The following is a 20,438-nucleotide window of genomic DNA, read 5'->3' on the forward strand; positions in this document are numbered from 1 at the left end:
AATCGGAAGTAAAAGGCGATAACGGTTGGGAAGATTTCACAGCAGGTGAAGCAAGTACTTCAAAAGCCAAAGCTTGGGCGGGTTGGTACGATACAAATTTAGCGCTAAAAGTTCAAAGCCAAACCATGTTTGATTACGAAGATGCGGATCACAACAAACTCAATGGGTACACAGTATTTGATTTAGTGGGCTCCTACCAACTTCCTGTAGGCAGTCTCGGTTTTGGCGTCCAAAACTTGTTTGACAGAGACTACACCACTATCTGGGGGCAAAGAGCTCAAATTGTTTACTCATCTCATTATGATTCTGCCGCCTACGATTATAAAGGTCGTGGCCGCACTTATACTCTTAATTACCAAGTAACCTACTAGTTGTTAATCACGTAGTTGTTAATCACGTAGTTGTTAATCACGGCTTTTCTCTGAAAAGCGTGATTTCTCGATAAGTTCGTACGTTCGCTTCGGTTCAAGTCTTACTTACAAAACGTCTCAATGTAAAGTGCTTCTACTTTATCTCTTGCCCATTGTGTTCGGCGTAAAAACTTTAGAGACGATTTAATCGAAGGGTTGTTATAGAAGCAATTTATCTGTATTTCTGCATCCAAGCCCTCCCATCCATAGTGTTCTTGTAAACGAACGAGGATTTGTTCTAAGGTCAAGCCATGCAGCGGGTTATTAGGTTGTTCAGCACTCATTGTTAACGTTTCTATCATCGGAGAGAGGCGGTTAAGTGTACCAGAGAGTGTGTTGCTTTAAATCACTTTATTATTTAACCGCAGCCCAGATTCTTCAGTTTCTGTTTACATGTTTGCTTTCTAGCGAGCAGGACAAACATAACCATTAATAGAGGATAATGAAGCGTACCAAACACCAAAGAATATAATCCGCTATACGAAAATTGGGATGCTGAATATGCATACAACTGTTCGGCTAAAATAAGCGTTAACGACAGAAAAACAACTTGCTGGACATTCAACGTTGTCGATGACTCTTTAAAGCTGAGAACTAACGCAGAAGCCGTAAGTAGTATTGCTAGCCAGTTTCCAAACACTGGTAAAGGCCAAATGAGTGAGACCACGGCCGTAATCAACGTCATCGCAAACCAGACACCTTTAGAAGTGAGCAATTGTTCCACGTCAATCTCGGAATGACTTTCCAAGCGAAGTACATGCCATGCGACTAATACACCCAGCAATGCACCAAAAAACATGTCTAAAATAAATGCATTACCAAGGAAAAATTTAGCCAATATAACCAATAAAGTGATTCCTAAAGCGATACCTACAGTCACCGCCCCTCCGACTTTACCTGCTTGTTGAAAGAAGAAGGTTAAAACACAGCTCCAAATTGCAATGGGTAAACAAGGGAAACTGAAGCCAAATTGACCGCTTAATTCAGCCATCGGTATGTACACGTTAGGGCTAGGTAAAGCAAAGCCTAACTGTGCAATAAGAGTCATTAGTGACGTAACAGAAATGGCGAAAAATAATTGATAAACGTAACGATGGCCAAAGCGCATCAGCACGAAAGGGAACAAAAGTAACAACGTTGTTGCAGAAGACAGGTTCTCGATAACACTGGCCAATTCACTCACTGTTCGTCCACTGCTTTCTGATACTGACCCCACCCAACTTTGTAAGCTCATCATCCACGATAATTCGAGTTGTCGAAACACAGGGGCAGACTCAATTAAATGACCAACAAAACGCACTGGTTGAACAGTGGCATGATCAAAATAATGGATAACAGCTCGCCACTGCTCTTTGTATCGGTAGAGAGAAGAAGGGAGCTCATTTGGCGGTAAAAGCATGGCAGACGCGATCTCTACACCGTAGTGCGGTGCAAACCAAATAGGGACTTCATTACCTCCCAGCTCATTATCCAGCTCAAACGCAATAATCTCTGAGTCTGAAGTACAATCATAAAAAATCGCAGTAGGTGTTCGCCCCACCTCATTACCGACCGTCACGACTAAACCCGTTTCCTCCCAGGTTTCTCTTTGAGCGGCTTGCTCAGGTTGTTCACCCTCTATAATGGTCCCACCGGGTAATGATATTTTATCGGTTAATATTTCATGAACGAGAACAAGTTTATCTTCAGCACGGATAACACACAGCGCTCCTTTCTGTGCGCCTTGCTCCTCCGAAGAAGACGGCTTCGAAAGAACTGTCGGTGATACAGATAACAGAGAAGAAAAGACAGTGAGAAAAAACAGCAGTCTCAGCACAGATATAACCTTTCATTGGAGTAGTTGTTACGTAATCATCTAATACTGGAAGAAACAAGCTCACTCGAACCAACCATCATACACAATCAGATTTAATGCAACTCTGACAATATTCAGACACAACGCAAATTTAGCGGGCAATTCTGCCACCAATATGAATTTTATGTCAGGAAAATACATGCATATTGCATAAAGTCTTAATTTTAAGGCAGCTAAAAGTCATATATTGCCATCAAATCGTGGATTGTCTTTATGTGCGTAACAGTTTGTTAAGATTTGAGGTCACGAAAGCGGTTTACGTAGGCAGTGGATATGAGGACCAAACCCTTCCCTTTTGTATAGTGCGAGTGCTTGTTGATTGAAATCCCATACCTCGACAAACATTTGCTTCACACCATAGTCTGTAAAAGTTGATTCAATCTTTTCGAGTAGTGCTATTGCAACGCCTTGCTTTCTATATGCTGGCAAAACATAGAGTTCGTCAACGCTGCCCATCATAACAGGGTTACTGACCGCAGAGATGAGCTCACAAAAATGGCCTGATACAAACCCTATAATCACCTCAGCCTCTCTTGCAACGTACACTAAACATTCCGGGTTATCGATATAACGAGCGATACTTTTTTCCTGTTCAATCTCCTCCGCTGTTTTAAATAATTCTGGAGATTGGACATGATGTTCATCATGCAAATCGAACATCAGATCGTTGAGGCTTTCAAGATCTTCAAAACGCGCAGGCTTGATTAAAAATTCAGACATAAATAAGGACAACTGCCAATCATGGAATTTTTGTAGTTTGTGTCTAAAGTGGAAGGATGGCAAGCACACAAGCTTTTTATTTTATGTGGTTAATGTTGCTTCGTTAGTGTGAATTTCGTTGGTGTAACTAGAAGGATTATCAAAGCCCCTGTGGTGGCGAGATTCACAGGGGCAAAAGTACGGAGCTAATCACAACAGATTCTAACGGCGTAATACCCGCTCGATTTCATTGAGACTGGTTGGGTCATCAATGGTCGAAGGTACCGTATACTTCTCACCATCGGCAATCTGACGAATGGTTCGACGGAGAATTTTACCCGATCGGGTTTTCGGTAATCGGTCTACGACCAACGCATGCTTAAAGCAAGCAACCGCACCAATCTCACTGCGTACTTTTCCGACTAACTCGCCTTCCAAGTCAAGCTCGTCTACTTTGACACCGTCTTTCAGTACCACAAAACCTAGCGGAAGCTGTCCTTTTAAATCATCGTGGATACCCACTACCGCGCACTCGGCAATGGCAGGGTGACCACCGACAATCTCCTCCATCTCGCCAGTAGATAAGCGATGCCCTGCGACGTTTATGACATCATCAATTCGTCCCATAATGAACAAATACCCGTCCTCGTCCAGATAGCCTCCATCCCCCGACACATAATAACCTGGAAACTGACTCAGATACCCCGTGTCGAATCGGTCGTGGTTGCGCCATACCGTTGGCAAACAACTCGGTGGCAAGGGACGTTTTATCGCGACAAAACCCTGCTGATTAGGACCGACTACTTCACCAAATTCATTGAGAATGTCGACTTGGTAACCAGGTATAGGCTTAGTTGATGACCCCGCTTTCACTGGCATCATTTCTATCCCCGTCGGATTACCAGAAATCGCCCAACCTGTTTCTGTCTGCCACCAATGGTCAATCACAGGTTTTTCAGCTTTGCTTTGGACCCACTCAAGCGTTGGAGGATCCAAGCGTTCACCAGCCATAAAAATTGTTTTCAAATTAGATAGGTCATACTGCTTTAGGCACGCACCTTCCGGATCTTCTTTCTTAATCGCACGAAACGCGGTTGGAGCGGAAAACAACACATCAACTTTGTATTCCTCACATACCCGCCAGAACGCGCCAGGATCGGGGGTCCTGACTGGCTTGCCTTCAAACAGAATCGTTGTACATCCATGAATGAGTGGAGCGTAAACGATATACGAATGCCCGACGACCCAACCAACATCCGACGCGGCCCAAAATACGCCATCTTGAGGAATATTGTAGATGGCATTCATTGAGTACTTCATCGCCACCGCATGCCCGCCATTATCACGGACCACCCCTTTCGGCTTACCCGTCGTACCTGAGGTGTAAAGAATATACAGAGGGTCTGTGGCTAAAACAGGGACACAAGCGTGTGGGAGTGCTTGGCTGTATTCTTGTTGCCAATCCAAATCTCGCTCTTGGCCAAGTTCAGCTTCACATTCAGGGCGCTGGAAGACTAAGACTTTCTCCGGCTTCCAACGGCTATCCATAATGGCTTGGTCGACCATAGGTTTGTAAGGAATGACCTTGTTAATTTCAATCCCACACGACGCTGTCATGATGACTTTTGGCTCAGCATCTTCAATCCGCACCGCGAGCTCATTGGGTGCGAAACCACCAAAAACGACTGAGTGAATTGCGCCCAATCGTGCACAAGCGAGCATGGCCATTGCCGCTTCTGGGATCATCGGCATATAAATGACCACTCGGTCACCTTTTTCAACGCCTTGCAAAGACAACATACCGGCAATCTTCGCCACTTGGTCTCGTAGTTCAGCGTAGGTATACGTTTTCTTAATTCCCGTCACTGGTGAATCATAGATAAGGGCGATGCTATCACCACGACCTAGCTCACAATGGTAGTCTAGCGCCAACCAAGATGTGTTCATCACCCCGTCTGGAAACCAGCGTTCGATACCATTTTCGTCCGCTTTCAAAATGGTCTTTGGAGACTCAAACCAATCAATGTTGTCTGCCTGAACACGCCAAAAACTCTCTGGTTCTGTTTGCGCCCATTGGTATTCTTTTTCATATAAAGATTGCTCGTATGAAGACATATTGCTTCCTCCAGTATGTCCTGACTTTACTATCACCCTAAATAAGCGGTTATTTGCTACTTTTGGTAATACTCTCGTTTTATTCAAAGACATCGGAGGGAACACGCACAAGGCCCTCCATCAGTATTCTCGCACTTCGACTCATGATGGCTTTTTGTACCATCCAGCCGTGTTCGGTTTGCTGCGCTTTTGCGCCTACTTTTAGCGTTCCTGACGGATGACCAAAAACTACCGACTCTTTTTCTCCACCACCAGCAGCTAGGTTCACCAATGTCCCCGGAACACAGGCAGCTGAGGCTATCGCGACAGCAGCGGTCCCCATCATTGCATGATGAAGTTTCCCCATCGATAAAGCGCGAACCAGCACATCGATATCACCTTCGGCGACCAACTTACCACTCGACGAGACATAGTTTTTCGGTTGAGAAACAAAGGCTATTTTGGGTGTATGTTGGCGTTTTTGGGCTTCTTCAAGATCTGAAATCAACCCCATTTTTAATGCTCCGTGCGCACGGATAGATTCAAACATGGCCAGCGCTTCATCATCGTTATTAATGTCGTCTTGCAGCTCTGTTCCCTGATACCCAAGTGAATCTGCATCAATAAAGATGGTCGGAATGCCCGCATTGATGAACGTCGCATTGAAGGTGCCCACATCCGGCACCACCAAATCATCGACCAAGTTACCCGTAGGGAACATGCTGCCTTCGCCGTCTGCCGGGTCTACAAAATCCACTTGAATCTCCGCCGCTGGGAATGTCACGCCATCGAGTTCAAACTCTCCGGTCTCTTGCACGAAACCATTCACGATAGGCACATGGACTAAGATCGTTTTGCTGATGTTCACCTGCCACACCCGCACTGTCACGATGCCATTTTCAGGTATGCATTCTTGCGGAATCAAGCCAGCATGAATCGCGAACGGGCCGACTGCAGCAGACAAGTTGCCGCAGTTACCACTCCAGTCAACGAATGGTTTATCAATGGACACTTGTCCAAATAAGTAATCAACATCGTGACCATCACGAGAACTGCGCGATACAATCACCGTTTTACTGGTGCTTGAGGTTGCGCATCCCATGCCATCAATTTGCTTTGCATAAGGATCGGGACTGCCGATCACTCGCAATAACAGCTTGTCACGCGCTTCGCCCGCCACTTGCGCCTCTTGAGGCAAATCATCGAGATTGAAAAAGACACCTTTACTCGTTCCACCACGCATATACGTCGCAGGTACTTTTATTTGACTCATCATGTTAGGAGAAATGTTTTTCATAGCGACTCCTTATTGAGCCAAAAAGTCTTGAGCAAAACGCTGCAATACACCACCCGCGTTATACACATGAACTTCGTCAGCAGTATCTAAGCGACAAGTCACAGGCACGTCGACCCTCTCTCCATTGCTGCGGGTGATTACCAAAGCCAAATCCGCGCCCGGTTTAATATCACCCACTACGTCGTAAAGTTCAGTGCCATTCAGTTCCAATGTATTACGGTTAACATCCGGTTTGAATTGCAGTGGCAACACACCCATGCCAACCAAGTTAGTACGGTGAATACGCTCAAAGCCTTCCGCAACAATCGCTTCTACGCCAGCCAATCGAACACCTTTTGCTGCCCAGTCACGAGATGACCCCTGACCATAATCCGCGCCAGCCACAACAATCAGTGGTTGTTTACGATTCATGTAAGTTTCAATTGCTTCCCACATGCGAACAACCTGACCTTCTGGCTCAATGCGAGCAAGAGAGCCCTGCACAACTTCGCCGTTTTCTTTCACCATTTCGTTGAACAGTTTCGGGTTAGCGAAGGTCGCACGTTGCGCCGTTAAGTGGTCTCCACGGTGGGTCGCGTAAGAGTTAAAGTCCTGCTCCGGAACGCCCATCTTTGCAAGGTATTCACCTGCCGCACTGCTTGCCATGATCGCATTCGATGGTGATAGGTGGTCGGTGGTAATGTTGTCGCCCAGAACCGCTAAAGGACGCATGCCAGACAGCGTTCTTTCACCCGCTAACGCTCCTTCTCCCTCTTTTTGCCAATACGGAGGACGGCGGATATACGTACTCATAGGGCGCCAATCGTAAAGTGGATTGGTGTTTTGCGCCGTGTCACCCAGTTTGAACATCTGGATGTAAACCTGATTAAACTGCTCTGGCTTAACGTGCTTGCCAACAACCGCATCGATCTCTTCGTCGCTTGGCCACAAATCATTTAGATGAATTGGATTACCGTTTTGATCCGTACCAAGTGCATCACGCTCTATATCAAAACGAATCGTGCCAGCTAACGCATACGCGACCACCAGCGGTGGTGACGCGAGGAAAGCTTGCTTCGCATATGGGTGGATTCGGCCATCAAAGTTACGGTTACCAGAAAGCACGGCTGTCGCGTACAAATCGCGATCGATGATCTCTTGTTGAATTTTTGGATCCAATGCACCGCTCATACCGTTACAGGTTGTACATGCATAACCGACAATGCCAAATCCAAGCTTCTCGAGTTCCGGAAGTAAGCCGGCTTCTTCTAGGTACAAACGCGCAACCTTAGAACCCGGCGCAAACGACGATTTCACCCACGGTTTACGAACAAGGCCGAGCTCATTCGCCTTCTTCGCCAACAGTCCCGCCGCTACCACGTTTCTTGGGTTGCTGGTGTTCGTACAAGACGTAATGGCAGCGATGATCACTGCACCATCTGGCAGTTCGCCCTCTTTATCTTCCCACGCGCCAGAAATACCACGTTGAGCGAGCTCTGCAGTTGGAAGACGGCGGTGAGGGTTTGAAGGACCAGCCATGTTACGGCTTACTGAAGACAAATCGAATTCAAGGACCCGCTCATATTCAGCAGTAACCATATCATCTGCCCAAAGACCTGTTTGTTTCGCGTATTTCTCGACTAGATCGACTTGCTGCTCATCACGGCCTGTCAGTTTCAGATAAGTGATGGTCTGTTCATCAATGTAGAACATCCCTGCTGATGCACCGTATTCAGGTGTCATATTAGAGATGGTTGCGCGGTCACCGATGGTCAGGTCTCGCGCCCCTTCACCAAAGAACTCAAGGTAACAAGAGACCACGCGCGCATTGCGAAGAAACTCAGTAATCGCAAGAACAATGTCTGTCGCGGTAATGCCCGGCTGGCGTTTACCCGTTAGTTTGACACCCACAATATCAGGCAGGCGCATCATTGATGGACGACCCAGCATAACAGTCTCGGCTTCTAAACCACCAACCCCAACCGCGATGACCCCTAACGCATCAACATGAGGAGTGTGACTGTCCGTACCTACACACGTATCTGGGTAAGCAATACCCTGCTTCGCTTGTACCACTGGCGACATTTTTTCCAAATTGATTTGGTGCATGATACCGTTACCAGCAGGAATAACGCTGACGTTTTCAAATGCCGTTTTACACCACTCAATAAAATGAAAGCGGTCTTCATTGCGACGCTCCTCTATTGCGCGGTTTTTCTCGAATGCATCAGGATCAAAACCAGCGTGTTCAACCGCAAGAGAGTGGTCAACAATCAGCTGAGTTTCTACCACCGGATTGACCTTTGAAGGATCACCGCCCTGCTCTGCAATCGCATCACGTAAACCAGCTAAATCAACCAGTGCCGTTTGTCCGAGGATGTCGTGACAAACAACACGAGCTGGATACCAAGGAAAATCAAGATCGCGTTTACGCTCAATAAGTTGTTTAAGGCTGTCTTTTAATACGTTGGGATCGCAGCGGCGTACCAGCTGCTCGGCAAGAACGCGCGAGGTATAAGGGAGCGTTTCATAAGCTCCAGGAGAAATAGTATTTACGGCTTCGCGGGCATCAAAGTAATCAAGTTGAGTCCCCGGAAGCGACTTACGATATTGGGTATTAATGGTTGTGCTCATGGTTTGCTTCCATTCAATCTGTACATCTTGGCCTTCTCCCCATCACTCTAGAAACATCACTTTCGACAAGCAGTTTGGAGAACTTTTTTAAGATGTCGCTATTCTAATAACGTGAGTGATGAGAAAGAGCCTTCTCTTACGCGGAGAAAATAGAACGTAAGAGAAGGCGTTACGCGCTAGCGATTCTCAATCGGTACCCACTCTTGATGGTCTGGCCCAGTGTAGTCCGCGCTCGGACGAATAATTCGGTTATTCGCGCGCTGCTCATAAACGTGTGCAGCCCAGCCTGTAAGACGACTCATCACGAAAATTGGTGTGAACAATTTGGTTGGGATGTCCATAAAGTGGTACGCCGATGCATGAAAGAAGTCAGCATTACAAAACAGACCTTTCTCACGCTTCATGACCGATTCCACGCGCTCAGACACCGCGTAAAGATGCGTGTCACCGACGTGCTTCGACAACTCTTCAGACCAACGTTTGATCAAAGCGTTACGTGGGTCGCTTTCGCGATAAATCGCGTGCCCAAAGCCCATGATCTTGTCTTTATTTGCCAACATTTTCATGATGTTCGCTTCTGCTTCATCTGGCGTCAGCAATCTTCAATCATCTCCATCGCGGCTTCGTTTGCCCCGCCATGAAGAGGACCACGGAGCGTTCCGATAGCCGCGGTAATGCAGGAATGGATGTCTGACAACGTTGAAGCACAAACGCGTGCTGCGAAGGTTGACGCATTAAACTCATGTTCGGCATACAGAATCAATGAGCAATGCATCACCTGCTTATGTAAATCACTCGGCGCTTTATCCGTCAGCAGTCTCAAGAAATAACCACCAATGCAGTCTTCGGTCTGATCTTCGGTGTCAACCCTCACGCCATCATGGCTGAAACGGTACCAGTAACAAATAATGGCAGGAAATAGCGCAGCATACGTTCCGTTGCTTGCAGTTGCTCATCAAAGCTCAGTTCCTGTTCTAGGTTACCTAACACAGAACAACCCGTACGCATCACGTCCATCGGGTGCGCAGTAGCAGGAATCAGTTCTAAAGCTTGTTTCAACTGAGTGGGTAAGCCCCGAAGGCTCAATAAATGTGTCTTATAAGCATCTAGCTCTTGTTGATTCGGCAAGTGACCGCGTAACAGAAGATGGGCAACTTCTTCAAATTGAGCATGATTGGCAAGGTCAGTGATATCGTAACCACGATATGTAAGACCCGTTCCCGTTTTACCGACAGTACATAAAGCTGTGCTTCCAGCGCTTTGACCGCGCAGGCCAGCGCCACCTATTTCTGCTTTCTTATCTACAGATTGAGGCATGTTCAACTCCTTTTGGGTCTGGCTTTGTTCTCTTGTGGAACGTTAGTTATTAACCAGACGGCTTTCACGTTATTGGATTGATATTCGTATGACTAAAATTTGTTCTTGGGCTTCCGACTATTTTGTTGTGCCGCCTATTTCCCCTCAGAGAATAGTTGGTCTAGTTTGTCTTCGTAATCGTGATAGTTCAGATGCTGATACAGTTCTTTACGCGTTTGCATTGAATCCACCAATGCTTCCTGATTACCCACGTCTAAAAGGTGTTTGTATACTGTCTCTGCAGCTTTGTTCATGGCACGAAACGCGCTGAGTGGGTACAACACCATGTCCACTTTTGCCTTTGCTAACTCATCACAGCCATACAGTGGTGTTGCTCCGAATTCAGTGATGTTTGCCAAAATAGGAACGTGCTTGCCCGTTGCTTGCTCCAAAGCGTTAGAGAATTGTAGATATTGATCTAGCTTGGTCATCGCCTCTGGGAAGATCATATCCGCCCCCGCTTCCACGCAAGCAATCGCGCGTTCAATGGCGTTGTCCATGCCTTCTACTGCAAGTGCATCAGTACGCGCCATAATGACAAAGCTGTCATCGTTGCGTGCATCAACTGCAGCTTTCACGCGATCAACCATCTCTTGCTGGCTAACAATGGCTTTGTTCGGGCGGTGACCACAGCGTTTTTGTGCCACTTGATCTTCCATATGAACGGCTGCTGCACCCGCTTTTTCCATCGATTTAATCGTGCGCGCAATATTGAATGCACCACCAAACCCAGTATCAATGTCCACTAATAACGGTAAATCACACGCGTTAGTAATACGGTCAACGTCAACCAGAACGTCATTTAATGTTGTGATACCTAAATCTGGCAAACCATAAGAGGCATTCGCAATGCCACCACCCGACAAGTAAATCGCTTGATGGCCTAAATTTTTCGCCATCATTGCGCAATAAGGGTTAATTGTGCCGACTATTTGTAGCGGATTGTTTTGTTCAATAGCGAGTCTGAATTTCGCTCCCGGTGTTAAGCTCATGACGAATTCCTTCTAGTCTTTATCTATACTTTCATTTTCTGTATGAATAATTTGCGATTGAATGAGTTTTCGACTTCCAGATATGTGGCGCCTCATCAACATTTCGGCTAATTCTTCATCACGGTTACGAATCGCTTCCAAGATAAACTTGTGTTCATGAAGCGCTTCATTAGGACGAGATTGTGCGCGCGGTGACTGGTAGCGGTACATACGCAACAAGTGATACAACTCATCACAAAGAAGCGTGATTAACTTGCTATTTCGGCTTGCTTGAATAATCCGATAGTGAAAGTCAAAGTCACCATGCTGGTGGAAGTATGAGGCACCCTCAACTTGGTCAATATGCTTTGAATGTGTCGACAATAGCATCTCCAAACTCAATAGCTCTTCTTGTGTAATATGACGCGCTGCAAGTCTCGCCGCCATTCCCTCCAACGCTTCGCGAACGGCATAAAGCTCAATCAACTTTTCTGGTGAAAACGTAATTACGCGTGCGCCAACATGCGGAATACGTTCAATTAACCCAAGCCCTTCCAAACGCATGATCGCTTCACGCAAAGGCCCTCGACTGACCTGATATTTCCTTGCAAGCTCTGGCTCAGAGATTTTACTTCCCGGCTCAACGTCCCCATTAACGATTGCTCGATGAGAGACTCCGTCAGCGTTTCTGACTTAGTATGCTCTTTCTCGGATGCGATCGCTTTATATCGGGTTTTCAACTCAGTGTTCATATACAACCACTCGTGTTAACGACACCAAAATGTCTACATTTTCTTAATCTGTATATAAAGTAAACCATCAAAGTGTCGACAATCAAGTTAATTGTCGACAATCTAGACTAAGGTCTTAGTCTTAAGCGGGGAAAATTAAAATTTTAGAGGTTTAATGAAGGGGAAACTTATAAAAATAAACAAATTGTCGACAACTAAAAGATTCATACTGATTTGAAAATAAAGGAAATCCAACTTGTTGCCGAGCCATAAAACCGCAACCAGCTATTCTTTGGGTGCAAATTGCTCGAAGACCTCTTGCGCGGTCATCTTTTTCGAGTGTGGATTGAGATCGTAATAATCCGGCTTTTCATCGGTAAAAATTTCTAGCGTCAATTTGAAATCTGGATTATCAAACAGGCCAGCCGAGAGGATGTATTCGTTGGTTGGTAGGAGATGATAAAACAGATTGGTACCGCATTCGCCACAAAAACCTCGAACCGCCCACTCTGACGACTGATAACGTTTAGGTTCTGCACCTTTAAAAGTGACATCTGGGCCACAGTGCACCGCGTGAAGCGCCCCGCTCGACCATTTTCGACACATTGAACAGTGACATAGGCTCACCTCATTTTTTGGTTCTGCTACCACTTCTATTGCGCCGCACAGACATGTTCCTTTCATTTAGCTCTCCTTATCAAGTTGGTACTCGCAACATTATGACCTAATGTTCGGCATACCTGCGTGACCAACCGCCAGTTTTTCGCTGTGAACTTTATGAACAGAATTACCGTTATAACCAATATTCTCTTTATCTCCCTTTTACAGACACATCATTAACAGTTCATTAACCTTTCACCAAAGTTCAGCTTTACAACTGAAACAATAGTAATACTCATCAAAACAAAAAGACCCACCCACAGAATAGGGTCACACTAAAGAAGGAACGTGAACATGTTAAAGGTATTCAAACCAACGCTCGCCGCGTCAATCATCGCAGCTACATTTTCATTCAACACTTTTGCTGCGGATGTAGAAAAAATGCATTTCCTTATTCCTGGTGGTGCGGGTGGCGGCTGGGATATGACCGCTCGTGGAACTGGCGATGTCTTAGTGAAAGCAGATATTGTTGACACGGTCTCCTTCCAAAACCTCTCTGGCGGCGGTGGCGGTAAAGCGATAGCTCACCTAATTGAAACTGCTGATCGCCAAGAAGACACACTGATGGTCAACTCGACCCCCATTGTTGTTCGCTCCCTTACGGGCATCTTCCCACAATCATTTCGCGATCTAACACCAGTTGCTGCAACAATTGCCGACTACGGTGCAATCGTGGCTTCAGCCGATTCTCCATACAACACATGGGAAGATGTAGTAAAAGCCTTTAAAGCCAATCCTCGCGACGTAAAAATAGCGGGCGGCTCAGCGCGCGGTTCAATGGACCATCTCGTTGTTGCAGCGGCATTTAAAGGCGAAGGCTTTGATGCACGTAAAGTCCGTTACATCGCATACGATGCTGGTGGTAAAGCGATGGCGGCCCTGCTCTCTGGCGAAACTCAACTGCTATCAACAGGCTTGGGTGAAGTACTGGAAATGTCCAAATCTGGACAAGTCAAAGTACTGGCCGTCACAGCACCAAAACGCCTAGATGCGGCTCCAAATATTCCAACACTCACCGAATATGGTAATGAAACCGTCTTTGCAAACTGGCGTGGATTTTTTGCCGCTCCTGGTGTCAGCCAAGAAAAGATTGATGAGTGGAATAGCGCTTTCACTAAGATGTATAACACTGACGAGTGGCAAGTTGTTCGTGACCGAAATGGATGGATCGACAACTACAAGGCAGATAAAGAGTTCTTTGCTTTCCTTGAAGATCAAGAGCAGCAAATGGGCGATCTAATGCGTGAATTAGGTTTTCTGAAGTAACCCTTAGGGGCGAGTCCTTTCGCCCCTATGTGTTCTGCACTTAAAGTTTCACCGTATATGGGCATTGTCGGCATTCGGCATACAAACTCCTTTGTTTATATACCCAAACAACCTCGAGAAGCATGGCTGGGCAAGATTGCTCTGAAACCAGCATCTGGAAGTCATTTGGATATTATTAAGCGGCTCGACTAGCAGCGAAAAGCTTAATTGTTAATGAATTTACTTGCACATTAACGCCCATATACGGATTTTTTATTTTGTTAGGAGTTGAATATGTCTCGTTCAACCAACTTTTTTACCAAAGAGTATTTGCTCTGTCGTGATCGCGTCGGTGCAATGATCTTTCTTCTTTTTTGTCTTTGTTACGGTTACCAAACGTCACAAATCCCTCTATTCCCTGGTGATGAATACGAACCGTTTACCGCGCGTACGTTACCGACAATCCTTACCTATATCGGTATCGGATTAGCACTTTTACTGCTTGTAACAGGACAACCAGATAAAAAGAGCGGAGCGGTGTTGACGTTCAACTGGAAATTGCTCATTGCCTTCCTGGCATTGATGGCACTGTACGGACTTGGGCTTACCTACCTAGGTTTTGTGTTGGCAACAGGCTTCTTCCTGCTCGCAGGCTTTTACTTGCTCGGTGAAAGACGTAAGCCCATTTTGTTTGGCGCTTCTTTCCCTTTTGTCATCGCCTTCTACTTGTTGCTCACTCAAGGTTTAGATATCTACCTCGAGCCAGGTTTAATTTTCACCATCTGGTAGCCAAAGAAAGGAAAGAATTATGTTAGATGGAATTCTACAAGGTTTATCCACGGCGGTGATGCCAATGAACATCATGATGGTGATCGTCGGCTGCTTCGTCGGTACATTTATCGGCATGCTGCCGGGTCTTGGCCCGATTTCTGCCATCGCATTGATGATCCCAATCACTTACGGTCTTGAGCCGTCATCTGGCCTGATTTTGATGGCAGGTGTTTATTATGGTGCGGTATTTGGAGGTTCGACGTCCTCGATCCTTATCAATGCTCCGGGCTGCTCTTCAACCGTTGTGACCGCATTTGATGGTTACCCAATGGCACAAAAAGGTCAGGCAGGCAAAGCACTGGCGCTCGCGGCCTACTCCTCTTTTACAGGTGGTACACTGTCAGCAATCATGTTACTTGTTGCGGCTCCCGCTCTAGCGAAGGTTTCACTTAGCTTCCAGTCGTCGGACTACTTTGCTCTCATGCTACTTGGTTTATCCGCCGTTGCAGCGTTTGCAGGTAAAGGTCAAGTGATCAAAGCATGGATGATGACAATTCTCGGATTAATGCTGTCAACGGTTGGCATTGACAAAGGTGTCGGTGTGGAACGCTTTACCTTTGGACTGACCGACTTAATGGATGGGTTTAGCTTCCTACTGTTAGCAATGGCGACATTTGCTTTGGGCGAAACGTTGATGGGCATTCTTAAGCCTTCTGACGATACTCGTGACGAAGAGCAGCAAAAGCTCAGCAACATAGGATCCATGAAGGTCACCAAAGAAGAAATCAAAGAAGTAGCCCCCGTCTCTATCCGTTCTTCTATTCTTGGTTTCTTTACAGGTGTACTTCCTGGAGCGGGCGCAACAATTGCAGCCTTCTTGAGTTACGGATTGGAACGTAACCTTGCTCCGAAAGAGAAAAAAGAAGAATTTGGTAAAGGCAGTATTCGTGGCTTGGTTGCGCCAGAATCAGCTAACAACGCAGCATCAAGTGGCTCATTTGTACCTTTGCTAACATTGGGCATTCCCGGTTCAGGCACGACTGCAATCATGCTTGGTGCATTGATCGCCTACGGTATTCAGCCTGGCCCTCGCCTGTTTGTTGAACACCCAGATGTGTTCTGGTCGGTAATTATCTCAATGTACTTTGGCAACATCGTGCTGGTTATTCTGAACTTACCACTTATCCCGTACATCTCAAAATTACTTGCGGTGCCAAGAACGGTCCTCCTTCCGATGATTCTGTTCTTCTCAATTACCGGTGTGTACTTAGTGTCGTTCAATACCATGGATGTGTTTGTAATGCTGCTCGTAGCCATGGCGGCGATAGCTCTTCGCTTGGCAAACTTTCCTCTCGCTCCATTACTGCTTGGCTTTATCCTTGGTGGACTGATGGAAGAGAACTTACGTCGTGCATTAATGATTTCTGATGGTGAGTTGAGCTTCTTATGGGAACGTCCTATTTCCTTAACCTTTACAGTCCTAGCAGTTTTGGTTTTGAGCAGCCCGTTATTTGTTAACTTATTCCAGAAGCTCAGAGCTCAACCAGTGAAAGTTAAACAGTAACTCAGTCTATTACTCCCCCTAATAGACGCAAAAGCCATCCTAGCGATGGCTTTTTTCGTTTCTGGTTGTTTTACCTAGAAAAAGCCAAGAGGATCGATACTATAGCTGATCAGTAAGTTCTTGGTATTCTGATAATGACCTAGCATCATTTTGTGCGTTTCACGTCCAATACCCGACTTTTTATAACCGCCGAATGCCGCATGAGCCGGATACGCGTGGTAACAGTTGATCCAGACACGACCAGCTTCAATGTTGCGACCCATTCGATATGCCAGATTTTGATCTCGGGTCCAAACGCCAGCACCAAGACCATATTCTGTGTCGTTGGCGAGCTGGAGTGCTTCAGCTTCATCTTTGAATGTCGTTATCGCAATGACTGGACCAAAAATTTCTTCTTGGAATACGCGCATCTTATTATGCCCTTCTAGTAGCGTTGGCTGGATGTAGTAGCCTTGCTCAAGATCGCCTTCTTGCGTCGCAATCTCACCCCCAAAGAGCACTTTTGCACCTTCTTCTCGACCGATTTCGAGGTAACTAAGAATCTTATCAAACTGCTCTTGAGAGGCTTGAGCCCCAACTTGTGTTTCCGTATCGAGGGGGTTGCCTTGCTTAATCAACTTCGCTCGCTCCGCAACTTTCGCAACAAACTGGTCATAGATGGATTCGTGAACCAAAACGCGGGATGGGCAGGTACAGACTTCTCCCTGGTTAAAGAAGCCAAGTAGTGTGCCTTCGATGCATTTGTCGACAAATTCATCTTCGTGGTTAAAAACATCCGGGAAGTAGATGTTCGGTGACTTGCCACCCAGCTCTACCGTTGAAGGGATGAGGTTGTCAGCGGCACATTTTAGAATGTGATTACCCACTTGTGTCGATCCGGTGAAAGCCAACTTCGCGATACGGTTACTGGTCGCCAACGCTTGCCCCGCTTCAGAGCCATAACCATTCACCACATTGAGAACTCCCGGTGGTAACAAATCCGCGATTTTTTCGATTAAAACCAATACCGACGTTGGGGTTTGTTCCGCTGGTTTAAGTACAACACAACAACCCGCTGCAAGTGCTGGCGCAATTTTCCATGCAGCCATAAGGATGGGGAAGTTCCACGGAATAATTTGTCCGACGACACCAATTGGCTCAGGGAAATGGTACGCCGCGGTATTTTGATCGATTTCAGCCGCGCTACCCTCTTGCGCTCGGATACACCCGGCAAAATAGCGAAAATGGTCAACAACCAGTGGTATATCCGCTGCAAGCGTTTCCCGTATTGGCTTACCGTTCTCCCATGTTTCTACCAAAGCAAGTTCTTCAATGTGCTGCTCAATACGATCAGCAATTTTCAACAGCAGATTAGAACGCTCTGTCACACTGGTTTTTGCCCACGTCTCTCGAATGCTGTGCGCCGCATCCAATGCTAAATTAATATCAGCTTCTCCCGAGCGAGCCACTTTACAGTAAGGCTTACCATTAACGGGGGAGATATTGTCAAAGTACTCACCACTCGACGGTTTTACCCATTCGCCCCCGATGAAGTTATCATAATGTGATTTGAAGTTAACAATGGCGTTTTCACTACCTGGTTGTGCATAGATCATAACTCTTCCTTTTGTTTCTCGTTCATTTAGCATTTGTTGTTATGTACCCAAATGATTTAAAGGCTTAGCAATCAGAGCATTAATGCTTAAATGTTCACCTTTTGAGTTTATTTAGGTATCAGTGTGCTATCGCACCGTTGACCAACAAAATTACGCAAGTCACAAGCCAAGTTAGAGCGACTTGTTGTTAATTAATTGTAAAACTATGATTAACAAACAATAACAATATGAGTGGATAGTGCCTGAGCTAAAGTCCGTTATGTTCCGCACTGTTCAAGTGTTCCAAAATGACACACCCACATTGTGGCAAAATGGTACAGTCATGCAAATTCAACATCTTACCGACAATAACTGGCTTTCTACATCTTGGAATCGAAGTGCGCAAGCCGGTTTGAAGCAAAGACGTCGCCCAGAGGACATTAGGGTGACGCCTGCTACCCTAGAAGAACGACGCCACCAACTTAACTTCCTCTTAGAGGCGGTGACAAAGTTTGCGTTGCCTTTGTTTAATCAGACTTTTGCACATAGTGACAGTCGCTTAATCCTGACTGATAGCGACGGCATCGTCATTGGCAGTTGGGGTCAACCTAAATTCCGAGAGAGACTCACAGAAATCGCACTCAGTTCCGGAGCTTGCTGGCAAGAAAGAGTCAAAGGGACCAATGCGATTGGAACTGCTCTAGTGGAAGCGAAACCTGTATCGGTTATTGGTGACCAACATTTCATTCAGCACCACCGCTTCATCAGTTGTTCAGCCACCCCTGTTTTCGACCACCTAGGTCGATTGCTTGGCATATTGGATATTACCAGTGAACAAGAAAAGCATGAATTATCAACACAAGTCTTGCTGCAAACTATGGTTCAGCGCGTCGAGAATCAAATGCTTAACCAAGTACCAAACGGGCACATACGCGTGGACATAGCCTGTGAACGAGGTCTCCTTAATAGTGGCTGGCAAGGCATTATTATTGCTAACCGAAAAGGTGAGGTTTTGGCCCATAATCAAGTAGCATCACAGTTACTTCATCGCAGTGATGTTATCGGACAATCGATAGAGGACATTCTCGACCTCCAGAATTCAGATCAAACTATCGTGTATAAAACAGCGTCATTAACAGAGGAAAAAGTACAACACCGCTCTATCAGCGCATCGAATGACCTTCATTTCGGTGACTCCAGTGTTGAGCACTGCTGGCAACAAGCAAATCGAGTGATTGACAAGGACATCAGCTTACTGATTTTGGGGAAAACAGGGGTTGGGAAAAATGAGTTCGTCAAAGCGCTGCATAAAAATAGCCAAAGAAAAACCGGTCCTCTTGTTTCCGTAAATTGTGGTGCTCTACCAAAAGATCTCGTCGAATCTGAACTGTTTGGTTATGTTGCTGGCGCGTTTACCGGGGCAAGTAACAAAGGCTATCTAGGTAAGATCCGTCAGGCACACAAAGGGATCTTATTTCTCGATGAGATAGCGGATCTACCTATGGAAGCACAAAGCCGTCTGCTCCATGTTCTACAAGACAAAACGGTTCTGCCCGTTGGCTCCAATCAGACCATTCAAGTTGATACCCAAATCATCGCCGCAACACATAAAGACCTCGAGAAATTAGTAGAGTTAGGAGAATTTCGCCAAGACTTGTATTACCGACTCAATGGATTAATCATTGAATTGCCTAAATTTGAAGATCGTGCGGACAAAAAGCAATTGATTGAGAATATTCATCGGAAACACGGCGAACCTGGGCAACAGCTGTGCCCTCATCTTCTTTCTCTCTTTCTCTCCTACTCATGGCCTGGAAATCTAAGAGAACTGGACAGTTTATTAAAAGTATCGGCTCTGATGGCCCAAGGAGAAGAGACTCTAGAACTTGTACACGTTCCCTCCCACCTAGCGAAGAAACTCACCGAAGCTCAGAGCACACTGGAAGAGATGACAGATGTATCGGAAATACGAGATATGCGTAGTACGGTAGAAGATAAACTTGTTCAAACCTATCAGGCCAACCAAGGCAATATAAGCAAAACATCTCGTATGCTGGGTGTCAGCCGAAATACAATTTACCGCAAACTGAAAACGTTGGGATTAATAAAATAATATATATAGCCAAGTAACCTCAGCACTGACGTTATCTTGTAAAAATAGAGCACCCAAGAATGGGTGCTCTATTAATTTGAAACCTAGCTTACAGACCGCCCTGTTGTTGCGCCTGTTTTAATAGTGTCTGACGTTGAGCCTCTTTATTTGAACTAACTTCAGTCTCTTTTTTAATTTCGGTTTCAAGTGCAACCGGAACGAAAACAAAGTACTTATTAAGAGTCATAATGAGAACCTCAATGGTTATGTTATTTATATAGCAATATACGTGAAGCCAGTGAAAGCCATTCACCGGGATCCCTATCGATTTCAAATTTAAAGGAGATCGTTTAACTAAGCATCATCCTTTTGGCCGAGTATTATAGGCGTAGATCGCAGGCTGATATATAGTTAATTTTCATCATTGAGGCGTATTTAATATTAGAAATGCAAGTTGTTACATATAAAAATATTAATAAACTATTGATATAAAACATATATAGTTA

15 protein-coding genes and 3 pseudogenes are annotated in these 20,438 nt (G+C 45.7%); 5 read left to right on the plus strand and 13 right to left on the minus strand.

Annotated features, from left to right (window positions below):
• Positions 1 to 371: pseudogene (locus tag SU60_RS19705) on the plus strand (TonB-dependent receptor); the annotation flags it as partial.
• A gap of 101 nt (positions 372 to 472) precedes the next feature.
• On the opposite strand, the gene SU60_RS19710 reads toward SU60_RS19705, so the two are convergent.
• The 11 genes and pseudogenes from SU60_RS19710 to SU60_RS19755 form a co-directional block, all read right to left on the minus strand.
• Positions 473 to 694 carry a VF530 family protein gene (locus SU60_RS19710; RefSeq protein WP_041157014.1) on the minus strand — a complete coding sequence of 74 codons (222 nt, stop codon included), beginning with the start codon at positions 692 to 694 and terminating at the stop codon, positions 473 to 475.
• Between the two features lie 74 nt (positions 695 to 768).
• The gene (locus tag SU60_RS19715; RefSeq protein ID WP_041157015.1) at positions 769 to 2,226 is read right to left on the minus strand and encodes an NUDIX hydrolase; all 1,458 of its coding nucleotides are present in this window, start codon (positions 2,224 to 2,226) and stop codon (positions 769 to 771) included.
• 282 nt (positions 2,227 to 2,508) lie between these two features.
• Positions 2,509 to 2,985, minus strand: coding sequence for a GNAT family N-acetyltransferase (locus SU60_RS19720; protein ID WP_041157016.1), 477 nt, complete (start codon positions 2,983 to 2,985; stop codon positions 2,509 to 2,511).
• A 201-nt stretch (positions 2,986 to 3,186) separates the two neighbouring features.
• Entirely contained in the window at positions 3,187 to 5,079 is a 1,893-nt protein-coding gene (locus SU60_RS19725) for a propionyl-CoA synthetase (protein ID WP_041157017.1), read from the minus strand.
• A 79-nt stretch (positions 5,080 to 5,158) separates the two neighbouring features.
• A complete protein-coding gene (prpF, locus tag SU60_RS19730) occupies positions 5,159 to 6,355 on the minus strand; it encodes a 2-methylaconitate cis-trans isomerase PrpF (protein ID WP_041157018.1) in 1,197 nt (398 codons plus the stop codon).
• A gap of 9 nt (positions 6,356 to 6,364) precedes the next feature.
• On the minus strand, positions 6,365 to 8,968 hold the full coding sequence (acnD, locus tag SU60_RS19735) for a Fe/S-dependent 2-methylisocitrate dehydratase AcnD (RefSeq protein ID WP_041157019.1): 2,604 nt from the start codon (positions 8,966 to 8,968) through the stop codon (positions 6,365 to 6,367).
• A gap of 176 nt (positions 8,969 to 9,144) precedes the next feature.
• Positions 9,145 to 9,567, minus strand: coding sequence for a citrate/2-methylcitrate synthase (locus tag SU60_RS22955; RefSeq protein WP_483414610.1), 423 nt, complete (start codon positions 9,565 to 9,567; stop codon positions 9,145 to 9,147).
• Positions 9,561 to 10,285: pseudogene (locus SU60_RS22960) on the minus strand (citrate/2-methylcitrate synthase). Before SU60_RS22960 ends, SU60_RS22955 begins: the two are co-directional and overlap by 7 nt.
• Before the next feature lie 134 nt (positions 10,286 to 10,419).
• Positions 10,420 to 11,316, minus strand: a complete 897-nt coding sequence (gene prpB, locus SU60_RS19745; RefSeq protein WP_041157020.1) for a methylisocitrate lyase — start codon at positions 11,314 to 11,316, stop codon at positions 10,420 to 10,422.
• Between the two features lie 12 nt (positions 11,317 to 11,328).
• Positions 11,329 to 12,047, minus strand: a pseudogene (locus SU60_RS19750) (GntR family transcriptional regulator).
• Between the two features lie 264 nt (positions 12,048 to 12,311).
• On the minus strand, positions 12,312 to 12,710 hold the full coding sequence (locus SU60_RS19755) for a GFA family protein (RefSeq protein ID WP_041157021.1): 399 nt from the start codon (positions 12,708 to 12,710) through the stop codon (positions 12,312 to 12,314).
• Positions 12,711 to 12,980: 270 nt separating this feature from the next.
• Between SU60_RS19755 and SU60_RS19760 the strand changes: the two genes are divergently transcribed.
• The 3 genes from SU60_RS19760 (at position 12,981) to SU60_RS19770 (ending at position 16,266) form a co-directional block, all read left to right on the plus strand.
• Entirely contained in the window at positions 12,981 to 13,952 is a 972-nt protein-coding gene (locus SU60_RS19760; protein WP_041157022.1) for a tripartite tricarboxylate transporter substrate binding protein, read from the plus strand.
• Positions 13,953 to 14,225: 273 nt separating this feature from the next.
• Positions 14,226 to 14,720 carry a tripartite tricarboxylate transporter TctB family protein gene (locus SU60_RS19765; RefSeq protein WP_041157023.1) on the plus strand — a complete coding sequence of 165 codons (495 nt, stop codon included), beginning with the start codon at positions 14,226 to 14,228 and terminating at the stop codon, positions 14,718 to 14,720.
• Positions 14,721 to 14,739: 19 nt separating this feature from the next.
• Positions 14,740 to 16,266 (plus strand): tripartite tricarboxylate transporter permease, encoded by a 1,527-nt coding sequence (locus SU60_RS19770; protein ID WP_041157024.1) that lies wholly within the window; start codon positions 14,740 to 14,742, stop codon positions 16,264 to 16,266.
• Positions 16,267 to 16,340: 74 nt separating this feature from the next.
• On the opposite strand, the gene exaC is transcribed toward SU60_RS19770, so the two are convergent.
• Entirely contained in the window at positions 16,341 to 17,861 is a 1,521-nt protein-coding gene (exaC, locus tag SU60_RS19775) for an acetaldehyde dehydrogenase ExaC (protein WP_041157025.1), read from the minus strand.
• 322 nt (positions 17,862 to 18,183) lie between these two features.
• Between exaC and SU60_RS19780 the strand changes: the two genes are divergently transcribed.
• On the plus strand, positions 18,184 to 19,953 hold the full coding sequence (locus SU60_RS19780; RefSeq protein ID WP_041157115.1) for a sigma-54-dependent Fis family transcriptional regulator: 1,770 nt from the start codon (positions 18,184 to 18,186) through the stop codon (positions 19,951 to 19,953).
• Positions 19,954 to 20,041: 88 nt separating this feature from the next.
• On the opposite strand, the gene SU60_RS22055 is transcribed toward SU60_RS19780, so the two are convergent.
• Entirely contained in the window at positions 20,042 to 20,179 is a 138-nt protein-coding gene (locus SU60_RS22055) for a hypothetical protein (protein ID WP_164833058.1), read from the minus strand.
• Positions 20,180 to 20,438: the final 259 nt, after the last annotated feature.

Source organism: Vibrio mytili (assembly GCF_000830505.1).
GTDB classification, from domain to species: Bacteria; Pseudomonadota; Gammaproteobacteria; order Enterobacterales; family Vibrionaceae; genus Vibrio; species Vibrio mytili.